Source organism: Macrococcus armenti, from assembly GCF_020097135.1.
In the GTDB taxonomy this organism is placed as follows: domain Bacteria; phylum Bacillota; class Bacilli; order Staphylococcales; family Staphylococcaceae; genus Macrococcoides; species Macrococcoides armenti.
The window spans coordinates 697,068-718,322 of the sequence record NZ_CP083608.1 but is presented as its reverse complement, the minus strand read 5'-3'; the positions used below and the strand labels follow the sequence as shown (position 1 = coordinate 718,322).

The 21,255-nt window shown below is 32.5% G+C and carries 16 protein-coding genes; 9 read left to right on the top strand and 7 right to left on the bottom strand.

Annotation, left to right across the window (positions count from 1 at the left end):
• Nucleotides 1–41: 41 nt before the first annotated feature.
• The gene (locus LAU42_RS03840) at nt 42–1,052 is read left to right on the top strand and encodes an LCP family glycopolymer transferase (RefSeq protein ID WP_224184370.1); all 1,011 of its coding nucleotides are present in this window, start codon (nt 42–44) and stop codon (nt 1,050–1,052) included.
• Nucleotides 1,053–1,206: 154 nt separating this feature from the next.
• On the opposite strand, the gene LAU42_RS03835 is transcribed toward LAU42_RS03840, so the two are convergent.
• Nucleotides 1,207–2,688: a glycosyltransferase gene (locus LAU42_RS03835; protein WP_224184369.1), complete on the bottom strand. Its 1,482-nt coding sequence runs from the start codon at nt 2,686–2,688 to the stop codon at nt 1,207–1,209.
• A gap of 3 nt (nt 2,689–2,691) precedes the next feature.
• Complete coding sequence (locus LAU42_RS03830; protein ID WP_224184368.1) at nt 2,692–4,848, bottom strand: bifunctional glycosyltransferase/CDP-glycerol:glycerophosphate glycerophosphotransferase; 2,157 nt, start codon at nt 4,846–4,848, stop codon at nt 2,692–2,694.
• A gap of 108 nt (nt 4,849–4,956) precedes the next feature.
• Here LAU42_RS03830 and tagD point away from each other — a divergent pair, with 108 nt between their 5' ends.
• A complete protein-coding gene (gene tagD / locus LAU42_RS03825; protein WP_138070796.1) occupies nt 4,957–5,355 on the top strand; it encodes a glycerol-3-phosphate cytidylyltransferase in 399 nt (132 codons plus the stop codon).
• A 39-nt stretch (nt 5,356–5,394) separates the two neighbouring features.
• A complete protein-coding gene (locus tag LAU42_RS03820) occupies nt 5,395–7,062 on the top strand; it encodes a CDP-glycerol glycerophosphotransferase family protein (protein ID WP_224184367.1) in 1,668 nt (555 codons plus the stop codon).
• On the opposite strand, the gene LAU42_RS03815 is transcribed toward LAU42_RS03820, so the two are convergent.
• Both LAU42_RS03815 and LAU42_RS03810 read right to left on the bottom strand, forming a co-directional pair.
• A complete protein-coding gene (locus LAU42_RS03815; RefSeq protein ID WP_224184366.1) occupies nt 7,059–8,093 on the bottom strand; it encodes a glycosyltransferase family 2 protein in 1,035 nt (344 codons plus the stop codon). The two genes, LAU42_RS03820 and LAU42_RS03815, sit on opposite strands and share 4 nt — an antisense overlap.
• Nucleotides 8,090–9,130, bottom strand: coding sequence for a CDP-glycerol glycerophosphotransferase family protein (locus LAU42_RS03810; protein ID WP_224184365.1), 1,041 nt, complete (start codon nt 9,128–9,130; stop codon nt 8,090–8,092). Before LAU42_RS03810 ends, LAU42_RS03815 begins: the two co-directional genes overlap by 4 nt.
• Nucleotides 9,131–9,155: 25 nt before the next feature.
• On the opposite strand from LAU42_RS03810, the gene LAU42_RS03805 reads away from it, so the two are divergent.
• The 4 genes from LAU42_RS03805 (at nt 9,156) to LAU42_RS03790 (ending at nt 15,858) form a co-directional block, all read left to right on the top strand.
• Nucleotides 9,156–10,295 (top strand): glycosyltransferase family 4 protein, encoded by a 1,140-nt coding sequence (locus LAU42_RS03805; protein WP_224184364.1) that lies wholly within the window; start codon nt 9,156–9,158, stop codon nt 10,293–10,295.
• A gap of 88 nt (nt 10,296–10,383) precedes the next feature.
• Complete coding sequence (locus LAU42_RS03800) at nt 10,384–11,571, top strand: LCP family protein (RefSeq protein ID WP_224184363.1); 1,188 nt, start codon at nt 10,384–10,386, stop codon at nt 11,569–11,571.
• 11 nt (nt 11,572–11,582) lie between these two features.
• The gene (locus tag LAU42_RS03795; protein ID WP_224184362.1) at nt 11,583–12,053 is read left to right on the top strand and encodes a DUF2538 family protein; all 471 of its coding nucleotides are present in this window, start codon (nt 11,583–11,585) and stop codon (nt 12,051–12,053) included.
• A gap of 253 nt (nt 12,054–12,306) precedes the next feature.
• Nucleotides 12,307–15,858 (top strand): glucosaminidase domain-containing protein, encoded by a 3,552-nt coding sequence (locus tag LAU42_RS03790; RefSeq protein WP_224184361.1) that lies wholly within the window; start codon nt 12,307–12,309, stop codon nt 15,856–15,858.
• A 542-nt stretch (nt 15,859–16,400) separates the two neighbouring features.
• Here the strand turns inward: LAU42_RS03790 and LAU42_RS03785 are convergent.
• Nucleotides 16,401–17,360: a nuclease-related domain-containing protein gene (locus LAU42_RS03785; RefSeq protein WP_224184360.1), complete on the bottom strand. Its 960-nt coding sequence runs from the start codon at nt 17,358–17,360 to the stop codon at nt 16,401–16,403.
• A 130-nt stretch (nt 17,361–17,490) separates the two neighbouring features.
• Nucleotides 17,491–17,937 (bottom strand): MarR family winged helix-turn-helix transcriptional regulator, encoded by a 447-nt coding sequence (locus LAU42_RS03780; protein WP_224184359.1) that lies wholly within the window; start codon nt 17,935–17,937, stop codon nt 17,491–17,493.
• Nucleotides 17,938–18,051: 114 nt separating this feature from the next.
• Here LAU42_RS03780 and LAU42_RS03775 point away from each other — a divergent pair, with 114 nt between their 5' ends.
• Nucleotides 18,052–19,035: an acyltransferase family protein gene (locus LAU42_RS03775; RefSeq protein WP_224184358.1), complete on the top strand. Its 984-nt coding sequence runs from the start codon at nt 18,052–18,054 to the stop codon at nt 19,033–19,035.
• A 105-nt stretch (nt 19,036–19,140) separates the two neighbouring features.
• On the top strand, nt 19,141–20,694 hold the full coding sequence (locus LAU42_RS03770) for a M20/M25/M40 family metallo-hydrolase (protein WP_224184357.1): 1,554 nt from the start codon (nt 19,141–19,143) through the stop codon (nt 20,692–20,694).
• Here LAU42_RS03770 and LAU42_RS03765 read toward each other — a convergent pair.
• Nucleotides 20,691–21,164 (bottom strand): competence protein ComK, encoded by a 474-nt coding sequence (locus LAU42_RS03765; RefSeq protein WP_224184356.1) that lies wholly within the window; start codon nt 21,162–21,164, stop codon nt 20,691–20,693. The genes LAU42_RS03770 and LAU42_RS03765 overlap by 4 nt on opposite strands.
• Nucleotides 21,165–21,255 lie beyond the last annotated feature (91 nt).

The window sequence follows — 21,255 nt, the reverse complement described above, 5'->3', positions numbered from 1 at the left end:
TTAATATATTACAAGATATTTCAATCCAATCGGGGGCCTTTATGAATAAAAGAATTAAATTTAGAATTAGAAATATTATCATTTTATGCTTAATCGTAGCAATCACATTTGCAATATTTGCTGCATTTCATTTCAATTCCAAAGTTAAGGACACAGCAAATACGATACATACTTCAATAAATCGAGGGAAATCCAAATTCCGCCCATCAGCAGTGTCAATTAACAAGCATGATCCGATATCAATCGCTTTATTCGGTGTAGACTCAAATACAAAGAGACTTGCAACAGGTGATGCAGGTCGTTCAGACTCAATAATCTTGTTAAGTATTAACCCACAAAAGAACTCAAGCGTAATGATATCAATACCTCGAGATACTTATAGTAAAATCGTAGGTCACAATACACACGAAAAAATAAATCGTGCTTATAATTATGGTGGTGCAAAAATGGCTGTAGATTCAGTTGAACAGCTTATGAATGTACCAATTGATTACTATGCAACAATCAATATGGATGGTATTAGAGAGATGATAGATGCTGTAGACGGTGTGGATGTCATCAGTAATGCTACTTTTGAATATGAAGGAAATCAATTTATACAGGATCAAGAAGCCCATCTAGATGGTAAAAAAGCATTATCGTTTATACGTAGTAGAAAACAAGAAGGTGCTGGTGGTGATTTCGGTAGACAGGAAAGACAGCAAATCGTCATACAAGCACTTGCTGATAAGTTACTGAGTATACAGTCTGTATCGAAGCTTGATGCAATCTTAAAAACTATTGAACGCAATGTTGTGACTGATATTACATTCGACGATATAAAAGCATTAAAAAGTAATTATTCAAAATCATTGAATAGTGTGGAGAAATATCAATTATCAGGATCGGGTCAATTTTTAAATGATAATCTTTGGTACTTTATCCCTAATTTAGAAGAAAAGAATCGTGTGCAGAATGCGTATTTAAAAAATTTAGGATTACAGGAACAGCCATTAGAAAAAGATACTTATGAGTTTCCAAATATAGAAGTGCAAACAAGTGAATATCAGTAATAAATCTGCTCAATAGTAATTCGGGAAATGTTTATAACTTATTATTCACAATTATATGTAAAATATTAAAAAGTTTCCGATAATAAATACAAAGTATTTAATACCGGAAACTTTTATATATAATATTATTTTTAATAATCTAACTCTCAATAAATTACGATGTGAGACTTTCGATTAATTTTTTGTAATTTATTATTGCGTTTTCTATTGATAATTTTTCATTTATTTCAACATTTCTGTACTTATTATCAAGAATCTCTTCTAGAGCTTTAGAAAAACCATGTATATCTCCAGGATTTACCAGTATCCCATTTACATGATTCTGAATTATTTCAGAAGGTCCATAATCTACGTCAAATGAAACTACTGGACAACCTACATTAATGCTTTCCATCAATGTTAATCCAAAACCTTCAAATTTACTTGTCATTAAGGCAGCGATGGATTCACTAAATATTTTATGTGCATCATTTGTAAAGTCATTAATTTCAACACTTTCATCTAACCCTAATTCCTTAACAAGAAACTTAATATCTTTCAAATTATTTTTATCATCTTTACCATACATAACAAGCTTAATATCATTATTATTCATGTTTTTAAAATCTTTAAAAGCATATAACAACTTATCTAATTGCTTTTCAGGAGAATATCGCCCTATATATACAAATTGATTTCTAATGTGAGCTCTATTATGTTCTTTCTTACCTATAAAATGAGGAATTACTTGCAATTTATCTTCTTTCACATCACTAACTGCCAAAATATCTTGTTTTTGTTTGCCTGTTAATACGATATATTTAAATACTTTATCGTGATGATCTAAAGCAAATTTATAAGAAGGCAGTGTTTCATTAGTTTCAACATCTTTATGAGAGCTATGTAATACTAATACATTTTTTGTCTTTTTATTACTCATTAATAATGGTCGATCTAAAAGTCTAGCATCATTAAAAATAATATCTCCATCATTAAACTTGTGTTCAAAGTAGTATTGAAATAACTGTTTTTCGTTTGAAAAGTATTCAAAAGTCCCATCAGGCTTATTATATTCTATCGATATAATTTTATTTTTTTCATCAAAAAAGCGGTTTAAATAATTAAATCCATTAATATCATAAAAACTATCAGATATTTTTTTGTTAGTTTTTGGATGATAATTAATTGATAGATGTAGATTACCAAATTTATCATACATATTTCGTTTCACTTTTTTATTAGAATAATCTGACATAAAATCTTCAAAATGAATTTTATTTTCACTGTAAAACTTTTTGTATAATTTATATTTACCTTGTTCATAGTATCGGTATATGCAATCAGATACTTTTTCTTCTTTGAAATTTTTCGCATTATACCCTGTATTAAAACTTTCTTTTTTAAAGAAAGATTTTTTAGGCTTACTAATATTATAATTTGATAGCCATTCATACATGTTTTCAAATTGAACTGATTGTGGTACTATCTCTTGTTCTTTAAAATGTCGATAGATTTCTGGGTATTCAATATTATAATTAGTAGTTAACAGCGTAGTATTCGTTTTTAACTGTTCATCCATCAACTTAATTCTTTCTAATAAAGATTTCGTCCTACCACCATGAATCTTAGCTAATACAGATGTAATTGAATAAATCATTATTTACCCCTTTAAATTTATTTTATCGATTAATTTCTCACTCGCATTACCATCTTCCCATTGATTAAATCTCTCATGGAACTGTTCTATTTGTTTTGAATACTTTAATGCAAGTACATCAATATCTTTCAGTGCCATCGCTAAACTGTACGCATCTTTATAAATTGGGCCAGGTAAGTCTTTGTAGTAATCCAAATAAAAACCACGTAAATCATCTTTATACTTATCTATATCGTAACTGAAAAATACTGTAGGTCTCTTTAATATACTGTAGTCAAAGAATACTGATGAATAATCTGTAATGAGTAAATCACTAATTAAATATAGCTCAGAAATATCAGGATAACTTGATACATCATATGCAAATCCTTTAAATTCTGAAATGTCTAATGCACTAGCAATCAAATAATGCATTCTTAGTAATATTACTGAGTCTTTACCAATTGAATTCTGAAGGTTTTCTAAATCGATTTTAAGTTCAAATTTATACTTACCTTTTTTAATAAACTCATCATCACGCCATGTTGGTGCATACATAATTACATTTTTATCTTCAGGTATTCCTAGTTTCAGCTTAATACTGTCGATAAATTCTTGATCGTTTTGTTTCGTCGTCAATATATCATTTCTTGGATATCCTGTTTCTAAAAGACGTTCCTGATCCATCCAGAATGCACTTTTAAATATTTCAGAAGAGTATTTATTCGGCGAAACTAAATAGTCCCAGCGGTCTGTTTCTTTCTTGAAATTATATTTATATGCTGGCGTTGTCGTTCCTGGCATACGAACAACTTTCATATCATTTCCAAGTCGTTTAAGTGGTGTACCATGCCATGTCTGAATATAAACTTGCCCTGGTTTCTTAATTAAATATAGAGGAATTCTTGCATTTGAAACCCAATATTTACTCGTAGCATACGCATCATAAAATCCTTTTGTCAGACGCTTAACTTTAATTGCTGGTCCAGGAATATCAAATTTTTCTGGTTCATTTAACACCCATATGAACTTATAATCCGGGAAGTTTTTGTACATATACTCATAAATATATTTCGGACTATCAGAATATCCTTTACCTGCAAAACTTTCAAAGACAACTTGTTTTTCATTAATATTTTGTTTATATACGTTTAAGTCATATAATGAACGTGCTCTTGTTTTTTTGTTTAATAATAGGCGTCGATAAATTCTTGATTGTTTTCGCTTATGGTTTAATGCTTTCGCTTTACTGAATTCACCATTGATCAGTAACTTAATTTCTCTTCTCATTAATAATCCGGTTGATTGGTATATTTCTTTATCCATCGTTTTAAGCACGGCCTGTAATAATTCAGCATGCGCTTCATATCGTTCAGAAATATAAGGTGAATCCGGGTTAAAATATCTTTTTATTCTCCCGAGCATCTTCTTATCAAGGAATGATTTCACACGGTAATCAAATGTTCGATTTCTAGCATCGAAATATCCTTTGCAGTAATAAATAAACATTTGATTGAATTCTGTTCTTGATAAATTCGGCTTATTAAAAGGATCATAAACTTCTCCTCTATAATAAAAACCACTATTTTTTATACGTACAAATTGATTTACGTGTTTTTGATATTCTATTGAAAATGAATAGTCACAAAATAGTCTAAGCTTTGATTCGAAACGTATTTTATTTAATTCAATAATTGACTTTTTAAATAAAATTCCACATACAGTGTTTCGTCTTAAAAATGCATTAGGATTTGTTTCATTTGTTAAATGTTCAATTTCTAATTCTGATGCAAATAAATTTTCAACTTTATTCGGTGTAAATTTGTTCATTGGCGCGATGACACCATCAATACCTGCAACTTGCTGAATCATATAATCAAAAGTAAAAGGAGATATTGTATCGTCTGCATCAAGGAAATAAATCCAATCTGTATTTACATGCTCTAATCCAATATTTCTACTTTCAGCAACGCCTAGATTGATTTGATTTTTAATATGCTGATGTTTAATATCATTCGTTTTTAGCCAATTATTAATTATTGATTCTGATGTATCTGTAGAAGCATCATTAACAAAAATAACTTCAAATGATTTGTAAGTTTGCTGTGTCAAGCTATTTAACGTTTCTTCAATATGGCTTTCATTATTAAAATAAGGTAGTATTACCGAAATATTATTCATTTTCAATCTCCTTCATGTTGTAAACATTCCTATAAAAGTTTACAAAATCTCAATATTATATTAACATAAACTTTACAATTATACACAAAATACTGGAGGTCTTTATTAATGAGACGCGTTATTACTTATGGAACTTACGACTTACTACACTATGGTCACATCGAACTGCTTCGCCGTGCAAGAGAGATGGGTGACTATTTAATTGTAGCACTATCAACAGATGAATTTAATAAACTTAAAAACAAGAAATCTTACTATGACTATGAACAACGTAAAATGATGCTTGAATCTATCCGTTATGTTGATTTAGTTATCCCTGAAAACAACTGGGAACAAAAGAAAACGGACGTTGAAAAATTTGAAGTCGATACTTTCGTTATGGGTCATGACTGGGAAGGCGAATTCGATTTCCTTAAAGATCAGTGTGAAGTCGTGTATATTAAACGTACAGAAGGTATTTCTACGACTCAGATCAAGAAAGAATTATACGGTAGAGATGCAAAATAACACCAGGGCTTCTGTCCTGGTTTTTTCGTGAGGTGACATATGGTTCAGATTATTAAGTGGAAAGGTTCAATCAGTGCTGGTGATTTGTATGAACTGATTCAATTGGATACACATGTGATATTAAAGTGTGACGATATGGTTATAAATGAGCATCAGCTTAATGCTATACCGATGCACTCTAATCATATATTTGTTGATTATACTGTTCATAATAAATATATCAATTTCTATCATTGCTTCGGTAATAAAGAAATAAGTAGTAATGAAGTAGTTCAGCCCTATTTATGTGCTTCATGTATTTATAACAGCAGTTTATTGAAATCACAGTTAAAGGATATTGATATTACATTTAAACAGCCAATTGATGTAATGTTATATATATTAAGCCAGACTGACATAATTGCCTCTGATGGCCATATCGTTTTTAATTTTAATTCGTATGCTGAACCTGACAGACAGTTACTTGTACAATTAGCAAAGTATGTTTCCGGTTATTCGTGGCAGCAATATATGCAGTATTATCGTGTAACAATTTCAAGACAGCCATTTAATCAAAGTCCATATACGTTACTTATCGATAAGTTGAATAAAAACGTTAAACTGCCGAACTTATTATATCGTGCTTTATATCAATGGTCTTTTAATAGGAAGATAGCACCTTATCAACATTTACTTAAAGAAGTGTGTCATACTGTAAATGAATCCATAGTATTTATGGGGTTTGATTATGAATTTCGTGGTAATTCCAAATATTTAGCAGAAACAATTTCGCGAGATGCTCGTTTTAAACATAATAAAATATATTTCGTATGTGATGCTCCCCCTACTCCGTTAATTAATTTGAATATCGAAGTGATTGCAGTTAAAGATGCGAAGGCCATTATTGAAAATGCCGGTGTTGTTGTCCTTGAATCATTCCCTCCGGATGACTTTTATACGAATGGGACGGTTATTAATTTATGGCACGGGACACCGATTAAGCAACTGTTTTTAGATAGTAGAGAACCTGAACAAAATGCAAACATATTTCTGTATCGTTTAAGAAAGTATAATAAACTACGCCGAACTGATTATTTTATTACCGATACGACTGATGCGAACCATTTGTTTGCTTCGGCATTTAATATACAACCAGAAAACATTGTCGCTGCAGGCTATCCGCGTGTTCATTATTTAAAGTCACTCATTAGACAGGACAATATAGAAAAATTACGTGATGAAGTTTATAAAAAGTATCAGCTGGACAAGCATAAACAACTTTTATTATATTTACCGACATGGAAGTCATATGATTACGAATCAGTGGATTTTAGTTCACTGCAACAATATGAAGTAATCGCAAAGCCTCATCCTGAATCAAAGCAATCTGTAAATGGTATTGTGAGCGACTTACCAACAGAAGACTTACTTGCAATTTGTGATGCTGTAATTACGGATTACTCATCTGTAGTATTCGATGCACTTGCAATTAATAAACGATGCTATATGTTAATGGATGATTACGATCAATATATGGCAACACGTGGTGTATATGATGACGTGATAGAGTCGTTGTCACCGATGATTTATACGTCGCGCAATGATTTATTAAAAGCTATTGAATGTGGTACACATTATAAAACGAACCATTTCGTAAACGTTACGCATAGCAATCAGTCAATTCATGATTTAATATTGCAATCATTAAACAACCGTACATCTCATTAACTGGATGTACGGTTGTTTTTTATTGCTTTAATTGTATCTTTAAGTCGCGTTTTGAATTTGAACAGTTGCCCTTTCACACGTTTATCAAGTATATAGTCATTGAGTGAAATGTTTTTATTCTTAAAAAATTCATGCAGTGTTTTACGTTCACTTTTATTGCCATATAAATCTACAAATAGCACAATTTTATTTAAACTTTCCTCGCGATAAGGATATTGAATCATGTTCTCGATATACTTTATTACTGCAAGAATAAATGTACTGTTATGCTTATGTCTAAGCGTATGCTTGATTAAATAACTTACAATCAGTTCATCCATGCGATAACTGTAATATAGATGAACGGCTGTATCAGAATGTTTCAGCATTGTATACACACGGTTACGCACAATTACAGCATCGTTTATATATTGAATTGCATTCTCATAGCTCTTTGTAATAGAGCCTTCCGTATCATGATAATAATACACAACGTGATCTGTAACATACACTTGTTTCATAAACATATGAACATTAAATGTATGTTCTTCACAAAATATGATGTCTTCATCAAACGTTGTTAGTTGAGAAGTACGATATAATTTTGCACCTGGTCCAATCGATTGTAAGATTGACGGCATATCATTCAGCGTCGTCTCACCTTCACGATATGTATGGCTCTTAATCACTACCTTTTTACCGTTTTTAACATGTTCTATTCTACCGATGTATACGTCTTTATTATATTGATGAACAAGTGATTTAAAGTGCGGAATTACATTAATTGATAATGTGTCATCACTATCTAAAAACATAACAAATTCTGTTTCACAATGAGCAATCCCTTTATTTCTCGCACGTGCTGCCCCACTATTCTCCTGATAAATGTATGTGACATTACGATGCTTTTTATTCCAATTATGAATGATTTTTGCACTGTTATCTATCGATCCATCATCGACACAAATAATTCGATCTGCAAGACGTGCAGAATTTAGTGCACGCTCAATTGTTGTTTCAGCATTGTATACCGGTATTATAACTGTTATCACGATAACTGCTCCTTTATATAATGAACGATATCATCAGTTGCATGGTTTGTTTGATAGTTTGTCCATCCATTAATATTAATACGTTCTATAGATGATAATTTGTCCTGTAAATCCTCGACAGAGTATGCTTTTAAGTTAGCTGGTAAAGCATAATAATATTGATTGAGTCCACGTGCTGTATCATATGCCGCTTCATCGGGAACGTATAATAGTACGCGTTTTCCTTTATATAATGCTTCTACAGCGAGTGAACTATAGTCAGTAATAATAATATTTGCGAGGTTCATACATTCATCTAATGATAAATGTGATATTTCATGATCCGTTTTATAATTATTGTCCGATGGATGAGAACGGATTAATAAATGCACAATATCACGATGCGTTAGTTTATCACTTTCTTTTAATGTATAGTCTCTGTATGTCGGTACAAAGAGTACTGCATCCCCTTCACTTTGTGGAACTTCATTCTCAAGCCTCGGTAAACCCGTTTTAATAAAGTGTTTATGCGTAGCATTTAATGATTGTTTAAATATATCAATCATATTATCGCCTGCTACGATATAACTGTCCGTGAAATCATATACTCTTTTATATTGATTTACCATTTTGTTATTTGATAAATCGATAGAACGATCTTCCAGTCCGAATCGCTTCAAAGCACTTGATGCATGCCATATTTGAATAACTTGCTGATCTTTTTGTTTCGTTAATGCACCAAACATCAAATAATATGTATCGATGAGTACGACTTTCGCACGCTTTACAGCTCGAATATGCTGTATTACATACTTATTATTTAACGGAATTGCTGTTATGTTATCATAATTTAATTGTTTGTTCACAACGTCGTTATACTTCGGATGGTATAATAATGTAATATCAACATTTTGTGATACGAGTTTTTTGATTATAGGTAATACATCTTCTGTAAATGTCATCGTTACTACGATATGATTATTTTTTGGTTTGATAGTTATTATTCGATCCATCACTTTAATTATCGTGATATAGATCGCTTTTATCATCGTTCTCATATTTCACCTCAGTTAGGAGTTTATCATGCAATCATTTACATTTTTAATTCATAATATATATTATATCGGTGGAACGACAAGAGCCGTTATTAATCTTGCCAATACGTTAAGCGAACGTGGGCATCATGTTACTCTGCTCACAGTTTTTAAAAGCAAGGATTCACCTGCTTACGACATTAATGAAAATATAAATATTGAATGTATTATTGATTATAGTAATAAATTTAACTTTGTGCCATTGATTATGAATAGAGTTAATAAATATACGCCATTACTTAAACCTAAGTTCATTCACCGTGACGAGCCTGGTTTAAATCAGTTCTCTTCATATATTGAGCGTAAAATTATTAAAGCAATCCAAAGTGTTGACACAGACTATATCGTTGGTACGCGTGCAACTTATAATTTCTTAATTGCGGATTTCAGTAATACGACTTCAATCGGTATGGAGCATATGCACTTTAATGCACATCCGAAACGCATGCAGCAGTTAATAAAGTCTGAATATATTAAGTTAGACTTTATAACAACGTTAACGGATGAAGATCGTGATGTATATGCTTTGTTCCATAATAACGTCTTTACATTACCGAATATTATACAAGATGTCACATTTAATAGGAATGAGACAAACATCATCGCAAGCCTCGGACGATTTGAATATGAAAAAGGATTCGACTTACTTATTGAAAGTGTGTCACATATTGCAGAATCATTACGTAAACTTAACTTTAAAGTTAACATTTACGGTGAAGGTAGTGAACATCATCGTTTACGTGAATATATACATAATTATGAGCTGGAAGATATAATAACACTATATCCGATGACGCATGACGTTGCATCGATATACAACTCCAGTATGATCGTTGCAATTCCTTCACGTTCTGAAGGATTCGGGATGGTCATTTTAGAAGCGATGCAGGCTGGCTGTAATATTGTCAGTTTTAATGCTCCTATGGGACCTAGAACAATGCTCAATGAACAAAATGCAATTGTTGTTGATTGTTTTAACACTAACTTATTCAGTGAGGCAATTTTAACTTTAATTGAAAATCCGAAGTTAAGACATCAGTTAAAACAAGGTGGATATGATACTGTTAAACGATATTCAAAAGACGCAGTATATAAAATTATCGAAGCAGCACTGCTTACAAAGAAATAAAAATTGTCAATTTCCACTTTAAGCTATATAATTGAATAGTTTATTAAAGGAAATATGAAATCGTAATTAAAGAATAGGACGTGTAATCATGAATCAATACTTTAAATGGCTGCTCATTGTACTTTCGATATGCTTAATTGTAGTACCTGCAACATATGCAGTGTCCCTATATAAAACTACAAAAAGTGCAATAGATGCATCATATAATAAATCATATGTTAAATCCAGCTTGCGTAATAGTGCTGTCAACCCGGCAACAGATAACTTCTCAATACTATTTCTTGGTATAGATGACAGTCTATCTCGACGAAAAAATGGTCAACAAGCAGATGAGGCAAGAACGGATTCGATGATTCTTGCGACATTTAACAGAGAAAAAAAACAAGTCAGACTTGTAGGCATTCCACGTGATACTTTAAGTTACATTCCATCCGTTAAAATGTATGATAAAATCACGCATGCCCATGCAGAAGGTGGCCCAGAAAGTTCGGTACATGCAGTTGAACAGAAATTTCATGTTCCTGTTGATTATTATGTTCGCATTAATATGCAGGCGTTTGTTGATATTGTTGATGAACTTGGCGGCATTGAATTTGATGTACCGTTTGATATTGATGAACCTACAAAAAATGACAAAGGCCGTATTCAGGTTAAACAAGGTCATAGATTATTAAATGGTGATGAAGCACTGGCGCTTGCAAGAAGCAGACATATCGATACAGATCTTGGGCGTGGTAAACGTCAAATGGAAATGATTATCGCACTCGCAAAAAAGGCGAAGGAATCTGGTTCTATCAGTAAACTTGATAATTTAGTTGAAATTGTCGGCAACAACGCAAAGCATAATTTAACGTTCGAAAACATCAGTGCTATGGCACAATATTACGCATCGAATGATATTGAGTTTAAACAGCGCCAGTTAGAAGGTACAGATTACATGTATAACGGTGTGTATTATTATAATCCGGTTATGGACGATGTTTTTGAAATTTCTAAACTAGTAAATGAAGATTTAAATTTAAAAGAAGTTAAAGAAAATGACTTATTAGATTTCAAAATAAGAACGATTTATGGAGACTTAATACCATTACAATCATTTGATTTAGACGAAATTGATAAAAGTTTCAATAATTTAAGTGTTGAAAATCCTCAGTCTGATGAACAAGTGGAGTTCGAACCATCGACTGAGTATCCAAATGTAGGTACAGAAGCACCTGACACAATGTTATCGAATGAACTACCATCAGAAGAACCGATAGACACTACAACCTATTAAGGAGTGAGAATATGCCACGTAAAACATATGAGAAATATCAGCATATCGATAAAGTGTTCGATCGTTTAGAAGCGATGATCGTCTCAAAACGTGATCGTGAAAATTTACGTAAAGATTACTTTTATTTGAATGATTTTCATAGACAAAATTATGAAGCACTACTTTTATATTATGGAGATGCAAGTGAAAATCCATTAATGGATGGTGCATGTTACATTTTAGGTATTCCTGAAATATTTGAGAAAATTAATATTTTTGATTATGCAGTACCACTTGATTTTGTATTTGATAATGGTGAACTAAGTGAAAGTTTTAAATCAATAGATGTATATTATCAATATTTAATTGCAGCAGCGTTAGAAGTTTCAGACGTGCAAATTTTTAAACCATCTGGATTTGCAATGGGAATGAACCATTGGAATATAACGCATATGAAATTATTCTGGCAATATACAGCAATAATCAGGCTTCAGGCATTATAATAAATAGATAGAGACGTATTGGAATACGTCTCTATTTTTATGTTTAAATTCGATATATAATATGATAATGATAAGAAGATAAATATTACTCTGTAAATTAGATATTTCAAATATTAAGGGTATGTTACATTTTTCATACTATGTATACTAAAATTTTCTGTCATTATATAATGTAGTTGTTAAGAGAAGCTTTTATAGAAAGGATTTTTACATGGATAATAAATACTACTACAAAACACCCGCAGCCTTATTTATGATGTTAGCAGGAGGCACTACTGTTGCTCATGCTGCTGAACAACCAAATGTAAATCAGGACAAAGTTAATACAAGTACAACAACTGCAACTGCTCAGACAAATACAGCAGTTAAACCTACTCCAACAACGAGAACAACACAAGTAACACAAACGAATCAAGCGACTCCTACCGATGTAAAATCTCAATATAGCTTAGCTAAGAAAACTAATACGCAAGATGCAGCAACTACGCCTAAAACGAGCACGCAAGTGACGGCTGCTGCACAGAAAACGAACACGCAAGTGACGGCTGCACCGAAAACAAACACGCAAGTTACGGCTGCTGCGGCGAAAACAAACACGCAAGTGACGAATGCTGCACAGAAAACAAACACGCAAGTGACGGCTGATGCACAGAAAACGAACACGCAAGTGACGAATGCTGCACAGAAAACAAATTCGCAAGTTACGGCTGATGCACCGAAAACAAACACGCAAGTGACGACTGCTGCACAGAAAACAAACACGCAAGTGACGACTGCTGCACAGAAAGCAAACACGCAAGTGACGACTGCTGTACCGAAAACAAACACGCAAGTGACGGCTGCTGCACCGAAAACAAACACACAAGTGACGGCTGCTGCATCGAAAACAAACACGCAAGTCACGGCTGCTGCACCGAAAACGATTGATGTGCGCCGTACATTTAACACAAATCAAGTGCGTACTTTAACAGCAAAGAGTCCTTCAAATATGTCTGTTAATGAATATATTAAATATAAAAACTACAAAGCACCACAATATGAGACACGCTATTTTAAAGATGCTCCTCAAATTGCCTACCGAAAAGGTGTTGGTAAACCAGAAGGTATCGTAGCTCATGAAACTGCAAACCCGAATTCAACGATTGAGGGTGAAATTTCATATATGTCTCGTAACATTAACAATGCGTTTGTACATGCATTCGTTGATGATAACAATATAATCGAAACTGCAAACACTGATTATTTATCATGGGGAGCTGGTGGTGTTGCAAACCCTCGATATATAAACGTTGAACTAGTACGTGTATACGGTAAAGATAGATTCAGTAAATCCGTTAATAACTTAGCAGATTATTTAGCAACAAACTTAATTTACTATAACTTACCTGTAGATAATGCACATAATGATGGCCGTGGTACTGTTTGGTCACATAAAGCAGTATCTAACTTTTTAGGTGGTACAGATCATACAGATCCAGTTGGATGGTTTGCTGAAAATAATTATACATTTAATGAATTTTATAGTTTAGTTCAAGAAAAGTACAACTATAAATTAAATGGAACAAAACCAACACCTCCTGTAACTACTCAGCCTACACCACCGAAACAATCTCAGACAATTAAGGGTACAGTTAAAACAGCAAGTACACAAATGATGGCACGCGTGAATAAACCAACAGCTCAAGTATATTCTTCAGTTGACAGTGCAAAAGGTGTGAATGCTGGTCAAAAATCAGGTCAATCGTATTATGTTAATAAAAAAGCAACATTAAATGGAAATACTTACTATGCTTTAACAGATGAAGCAAACATTCCAAGAGGATGGGTAAAATCCAGCGACACTACAGCGCAAAACAGAAGTGCAGAAACGAAGGTTTCAGGTAATTTTAATGTAAACAACCAAGCAACAAATCTTTATAAAACACCTTGGGGTACAGCAAATCAAGTAGTTGCAAACTTAAAATCTCAAGTTGGTAAAAAGTTTATACCGCAAAAGAAAGTTACAGTAGGCAAAACGAACTATTATTTTGGAACTGTAAACAATTTAACTGGATGGATCAATTTTAATGAATTAACGTTAAATGTTCCTAAACCGACAGTTAAACCAAAACCAATCGTAAAACCTAAAGTTACGCAACCGATAAAAGTATATAACGCACAAATGGTCGCAACTGTAAAATTGCCGACTTCTAAAATTTACACTTCAGTTGATCAGACAAAGGGTGTGAATGCACAGGATAAGGCGAACAGAACTTTTTATGTTAATAAAAAGGCAACTTATAATGGTCAAACGTTTTATGCTTTAACTGATGAGAACAATATTCCACGTGGCTGGGTAAAAGCTAATGACGCTGTTGCTGCTTCTCGTACATCAGAAGTAAAAATGTCTGGTAAATACAAAGTTAACAGTAAGGCAACTTCGTTATACAATATGCCGAATGGTACTGTAAAACAAGTTGTTAAACAATTAAAACCATTTATTGGTAAATCATTTACACCATCAAAAAAAATGACAGTCAACAATTCTGTATATATTTACGGTAAGTTAAACAACATTGCAGGATGGATAAAACAGCAAGAAATTTCAGTTGATCGTACACCTGTCATTTCTAAAAGTAAACGCGTCAAATTAATTGGTAGAACTGCACCTAAACAAGTACTGATTTACAAAGATTTAAAAACAGTTAAACCAGTAACAAAACTTATCGACACGCAAGTTTATGTAAACGAAACTGCTACACGTAATAATGTTGCATATTACAAAGTAGCGGACAGTAAAAATAAAGTTTTAGGTTGGATAAGTAGTAAGTTTATTAAAACAGCACCAACGTCAACAATTAACTGGACGAAAGCAAGTTACACGGTTAAAGCGCCTAAAGGTTACATTTACAACATACCTAATGGCGCACAAAAACAGCGTATTGATAAACTTTCATCAGTTAAAAATGGAACATTACAAGTTATCCGTACTGACAAAGTTGGAAAGACACTTTGGCATAAAGTAATATATAACAATAATAAGATTGGATATGTATCATCACGTGATTTATTTGCACAAAACATTAAACGTGTTAAGTCGCCAACAAGTTTATCTGCTGCAGTTAATAAGCAAATGACTTTAAAAGGTGGTAGCGCACCTAAAGTTGTGTTTAGTACACCTAGAAGTGGTTATAATGTACGTAATGCAACAGCTGCAGAAGTAAAGAAAGCGATGGATACAAAAGATAAATTAATCGATTCAGTTCAAAAGTATCAATTTTTAGATTTAGGAAAAGCTGAAGGAATTAGTGCGAAAACTTTAAATAAACTACTTGTTGGCAAAGGTGCACTTGCAGGCCAAGGTGCAGCATTTGCTCAAGCAGCGAAGCAATTTAATATCAATGAAGTTTATTTAATCGCACATGCCATTTTAGAAACTGGACATGGCACAAGCCGATTATCTAATGGTTTAGCAATTAATAGTACTAATACTGCAATCACTTCAAAAGGTAAAAAATATTACAACATGTATGGTACAAAAGCTACAGATACGAATACTGAAGTTGGTGGCATCAAATATGCAAAATCACAAGGTTGGGATAACCAATCTAAAGCAATTATCGGTGGTGCGAAATATGTAAGAAGTGCATATATTGATCAAGGTCAACGAACTTTACATCAAATGCGCTGGAATCCTGCACAACCTGCAACACATCAATATGCAACAGATATTAACTGGGCATCTAAAAACGCCGCTATTATAGCAGGTATGTATAAGACATTAGGTCTTGATGCTGTTAATTATGTTGTTCATGAATATAAATAAATTGATATGTGAAAACCTGCCGAACTATAGTTTAAGTTCGGCAGGTTTTGTTATTAATATTGTTTTTTTGTTCTAATTCTGCCGAACATTATGCTTAGTTCGGCAGTTTCACACTTTTTTCTCTCTATTTTTCGATGATTCTGCCGATCTTTACACTGAGTTCGGCAGTTTCACCGTTTTTTCACCTTATTTCTCGATCATTCTGCCGAACTTTATACTGAGTTCGGCAGTTTCACACTTTTTTCTCTCTATTTCTCGATGATTCTGCCGAACATGATACTGAGTTCGACAGTTTCACCGTTTTTTCACCTTATTTCTCGATCATTCTGCCGAACATGATACTGAGTTCGGCAGTTTCACACATTTTCCCCCATCTTTCTCAATCATTCTGCCGAACTTTATACTGAGTTCGGCAGTTTCACACATTTTCCCCCATCTTTCTCGATCATTCTGCCGAACTTCATACAGAGTTCGGCAGTTTCACCATATTTTCCCCTTATTTCTCAACCATTCTGCCGAACATTATGCTTAGTTCGGCAGTTTCACACATTTTCCTCCATCTTTCTGTAATAATAAACTTGTCGTGCCTCTCTTAAAAAGATCTCTCTCTGTTTCCTGTTAATATACTTCCTACCACAAGTACTTCCCGTATATTCATATTCATTTCGCATAATTTGTTTAATCGTTGATTCACTCACCCCTGTATATGCAGCAATTTCACTCGATTTTACAGCATCATTCTTCAATCTTCTGACCGTTTCAAATCCTAAATGTACCGCTTCTTTTTTACTTACTTTATGTCCACAACTACACTCTATTTTACGTTCGAACGATTCAAACTTCTTCAAAAAAGAAAAGCATGACGGACACTTCAGTCCTGGTTTTAACTGCTCAAATGGATAATAATGAATACGTTGTTCATTTTTACTTTTGTTCAGGTGATAACTCACAATTAACTCCATCGCTTTTATATCTGCCTGGTTCGGTTCATTAACCAGTGAAGCTTTTATTCTTTGTAAATCATTTCTGAATAATATTGAACTGTGTCCATTAAATCCTGAAACCGTAAATGTTTCATTTATGAATAGTACGTAACTCTTTACAATATAATTCAGGTTGTGTTTTTCACAGAATACTTTAAGTTTGAAATGTGCACTATTTAATTGTGAGATTGGGTCTTTAATAACGTAGTTACTTTCTGAAATAAAATTATTATCTCGATATGTATATCTGCCACTAAAGTTCTTTACATCAATATGAATTAAATAACCTTCATGAATGATGAAAAAATCGTACTGCACTTCACCACTCAAATTTAATCGAATATTCCATGCTTTTATACCGCCACATGATTTAATTTCCTCATAAAATTGTTTTTCGCCTATATATCCGTTATAAAATGTAAACTTTTTCGCTTCATCAATATCATCCAGTTTAATGCGGTCTACTACATCTACTAAATATGATTCATATGGGCTTTTATCATAAACTTTAATAAACATATCTTCACCTCAAAAATAATATATAACGATTTCTAAAAAGTTTCAATTTACAACAAAAAACAACAAGTATCGCTACTTGTTGTTTAATAGAATGATTAAAATTTATGAATTCGGTTATATATATAATTGGTTAGAAACGAAATGGATCGCGAATTGCGAATGCGTCATATACTTTTTCCAGCAAGCTAATGAGCTGTTCAGATTCTTGAGCAGATAAGTCACGAAGAAAATTACGGACCACTCTTAATTTAATACTTTCAGTTTTCGTAATAACTTCAATACCTTTTTCTGTTGGTATAAGTACAGTACTTCTAAGATCAAATTTACTTTGTTCTTTCTTAATAAAGCCATTGTCAAATAATTTCTTAATTGATCGAGATACAGCAGTTTGTTCTCTATTGAGTTTAAAGATAAGTTTTTTCTGCGTAATATTATCTTCACTCATTATGAGTTCAAGCATGTACAACTGATCTCTCGTCAATGTATAATCTGAAAGCTCTGCTGCAGCTATCTCATCAATTTTAGAGTCCAAAAAATATATTAACTGTCCAAATCTTTTAAGGCGCTTATCTTCCATAATTTCTCTCCTCACTTCTGTTATTAAAATTATAATCTAAACCCATTAGATTAGCAACGATATATTCTAAATAAAAATATAGTTGTAAGCTATATAATTTCAAGGAGCTTTAAAATGAAAAAAGAAAGAGATTATTACTTTGATAACGCAAAATTATATCTCATCATACTCGTTGTCTTCGGACATATTATTCGTTCTTATATTGATGAAAGTCAATTTATATATGCATTGTACATGTTTATTTATAGCTTTCATATGCCCGCTTTCGTTCTCATTTCCGGATACTTCGCAAAAAGTATTCATAAACCTGGATATATTAAAAAAGTGACACTGAAATTATTATTACCATATATTATTTTTCAGTCGTTTTATGCTGTTTATTATTATTTAATTGATGATGTTTCAACAATTAAACTGAATCCATTCGACCCACAATGGGCAATGTGGTTTTTGATCAGTTTATTATCATGGCAAATTATTTTATTTATTGTAAAGGATTTTAATGCATTAATTATACTTCCAATCTCATTTTTGATTGGAGTTACTGCCGGGTACTTTAATTTTATCGACGGAACGTTAAGTTTATCAAGAACACTCGTGTTTTTACCTTTATTTTTATTAGGATATTATGCACAACCGTCACACTTTAAATATATTCGTGATAAAAAGTATGTTATTTTTTCAATACTCGTTTTATCTGCAGTATTTTTATTTTACTATTTGTTCAAAATAGACTTTAACTGGTTATTCGGGAGTAAGCCTTATGAATCGATTGAAGCACATGCACCGGATATGTATAGTGGACTCAAGCGTTTAGCTGTATACGTCATTATTATCGTTAGTACGATAAGCTTCTTAAATATCGTGCCGAACAGACAATTAAAGTACACATACATCGGGTCTAGAACAATGTTTATTTATTTATTACATGGTCTGTTCGTCGGTATATTTCGTGCACGCAACTGGAATGAATACTTTAATGATCATTTGTTTTCAACAATAACGTTTGCAGTTATATCAACAATCTTTATCGTCTACTTTTTCAGTCACAGACGTGTAAAAAAACTTACATCCCCTATTATTGAATTAAAAAAATAATTTATTTTGTATAGTATTTAGTTATTATAAGAAAATCAGTATAATAACCTTAAGTGACAAAATAAAGAAACGTTCACAATTCTTTAAATTAAGGGGCAAATTAAAATGTTATGGCAGACACCGGAAGACAGAATTAATTTATTGAAACGACTCGTTGAGAAAAAAAGTGTAACGGGTACCGAAGGGGAAAGACATTTTCCATTTTTCCTGAAACAACAACTTGAGCAAATCGATTATTTCAAATCGGCTGAATCACATATTCAGCTTGTAGAAACATCTGATAATAAAAACGCGATATGTGCACTATATCGTACGTATGAAACTGATAATACACTCATATTAATGAGTCATTATGATACGGTTGATATTCAGGATTACGGTCAATTGTCTGATGCAGTATTTGATTGCGATGCATTAATGAAAGCATATAAATCAAATGCATTATTTAATGAACAAATTGAAGCAGATATTCACTCTGGTGACTATTTATTTGGTCGTGGTGTAATGGATATGAAGTCTGGTCTGATGATGCAGATGAGTATACTTGAACGTGCAACGATTGAGTCATGGCCAGTAAACATCATCCTAGTCTCTGTTCCGGATGAAGAGGTGGGTTCTTCTGGCATGAAAGCTGCAACGCAATTTCTGAATGAATGGCTAAAATCGTTACAACTAAACGTCACACTCATTATGAATAGCGAACCTTCATTCAGTCAAATACCACATGATAACGCGCATTATATATACACTGGTTCCATCGGCAAACTCATGCCAGCAGTCATGGTATATGGAAAAGAAACACACGTCGGCGAACCACTAAAAGGATTAAGTTCAAACTATATTATCAGCCGAATAAATCAGGAAATTGAATACAATCAGACATTCACTGAAAAATTTAAAAAAGAGTTTACCCCACTACCTGTAAGCTTAAAAATGCATGACTTAAAATCGGAATATAATGTACAGACACCGTTTATTTCATCAGCTTACTATAATATGTTTGTGTTTAAACAGACGGCAGAAGAAATATTAGAAAAGTTTGAACATGTCGTAAAACGAACTGTGAGTGAAATTAAGCGTGATTTATCACATATTATTCCTGAAATTCCTGACATTAAAGTTATCTCTTATGAAGCATTGATTCAACAAAATAAAGATATCGATGTTAATCAATTTATTACTGCAGCGGGCGATCAGGAAAGAGCAGAACAAATTGTACAAGGTTTGCTCACACATAATCATAACAATGATTTTACGGTTGTTATATACTATGCGTCGCCATACTATCCTGCTGTAAATTCAAGTGATGATAAAACAGTAAAACAAATCGTAAAGTATGCTATTAAGTATATGGATACGAATTATCGACGTAAGCTCAAAAAAATTCACTATTTCAATGGCATATCAGATTTAAGCTATGTTAATTATCAATCCGATTTAAAAGACGCAGAATTTTATATGAAGCAAACTCCTGGATACGGAATGTTCTATAATATTCCGTTTGAAGATATGCATGCATTACAAGCACCGGTCATTAATATCGGTGCATTCGGAAAAGACCCACATCAAAATTCTGAACGTATACATATTAAAAGTGTGAGTGAAGAAATTCCGGAAATGATTGCAAAGATTATCCAGAAGTTTTTATGCAACCATTAACGACAATCATACATTGATTGTCGTTTTATTATTTTATACTGCGCATCAACTAAACAAATACAGCGTTCATATTGTTTCTGAACAAATTTAAGTTTCTGCTTAAACTGTATAGTTGATCCATCAAGAAATGTAATCATCACATATTCATCCGTTCCTTCAATATATGTAACATATTTATGATTGATGTATGCTTTATAATGGTGGTGATTCTGATGAATCTGAAAGTATGCCCAGTTCAACTGGGATTCTATCATAATTGGCATATACTTTTTAGATTTCATTAATACTTGCGCGGAATATTTACGCGTCTTTAATGAACTTCCAAGTAACTTCAATGTGTCATCCAGTAGCTTATCTGCAGCTTTATCATATATCATTACTTCTTCTTTGAAACGTCTTATTTCAGTACGTCCTTCAATTGCCCCATGCTGATAAAGGTACATCGTATGTATAGAAATTGGCAGCTCCATCAGACCACTCCTAATTAAATTTTTACACTTTTATTATACAAAATCTTCATTTTTTTGGACGTTTTTCACCTTTTTTAAACAAAAAGTTAAC

Coding starts and splice junctions, on each gene's coding strand:
- LAU42_RS03840 (WP_224184370.1), top strand. CDS start 42: ATGAATAAAAGAATTAAATTTAGAATTAGAAATATTATCATTTTATGC.
- LAU42_RS03835 (WP_224184369.1), bottom strand. CDS start 2,688: ATGATTTATTCAATTACATCTGTATTAGCTAAGATTCATGGTGGTAGG.
- LAU42_RS03830 (WP_224184368.1), bottom strand. CDS start 4,848: ATGAATAATATTTCGGTAATACTACCTTATTTTAATAATGAAAGCCAT.
- tagD (WP_138070796.1), top strand. CDS start 4,957: ATGAGACGCGTTATTACTTATGGAACTTACGACTTACTACACTATGGT.
- LAU42_RS03820 (WP_224184367.1), top strand. CDS start 5,395: ATGGTTCAGATTATTAAGTGGAAAGGTTCAATCAGTGCTGGTGATTTG.
- LAU42_RS03810 (WP_224184365.1), bottom strand. CDS start 9,130: ATGAGAACGATGATAAAAGCGATCTATATCACGATAATTAAAGTGATG.
- LAU42_RS03805 (WP_224184364.1), top strand. CDS start 9,156: ATGCAATCATTTACATTTTTAATTCATAATATATATTATATCGGTGGA.
- LAU42_RS03800 (WP_224184363.1), top strand. CDS start 10,384: ATGAATCAATACTTTAAATGGCTGCTCATTGTACTTTCGATATGCTTA.
- LAU42_RS03795 (WP_224184362.1), top strand. CDS start 11,583: ATGCCACGTAAAACATATGAGAAATATCAGCATATCGATAAAGTGTTC.
- LAU42_RS03790 (WP_224184361.1), top strand. CDS start 12,307: ATGATGTTAGCAGGAGGCACTACTGTTGCTCATGCTGCTGAACAACCA.
- LAU42_RS03785 (WP_224184360.1), bottom strand. CDS start 17,360: ATGTTTATTAAAGTTTATGATAAAAGCCCATATGAATCATATTTAGTA.
- LAU42_RS03780 (WP_224184359.1), bottom strand. CDS start 17,937: ATGGAAGATAAGCGCCTTAAAAGATTTGGACAGTTAATATATTTTTTG.
- LAU42_RS03775 (WP_224184358.1), top strand. CDS start 18,052: ATGAAAAAAGAAAGAGATTATTACTTTGATAACGCAAAATTATATCTC.
- LAU42_RS03770 (WP_224184357.1), top strand. CDS start 19,141: ATGTTATGGCAGACACCGGAAGACAGAATTAATTTATTGAAACGACTC.
- LAU42_RS03765 (WP_224184356.1), bottom strand. CDS start 21,164: ATGGAGCTGCCAATTTCTATACATACGATGTACCTTTATCAGCATGGG.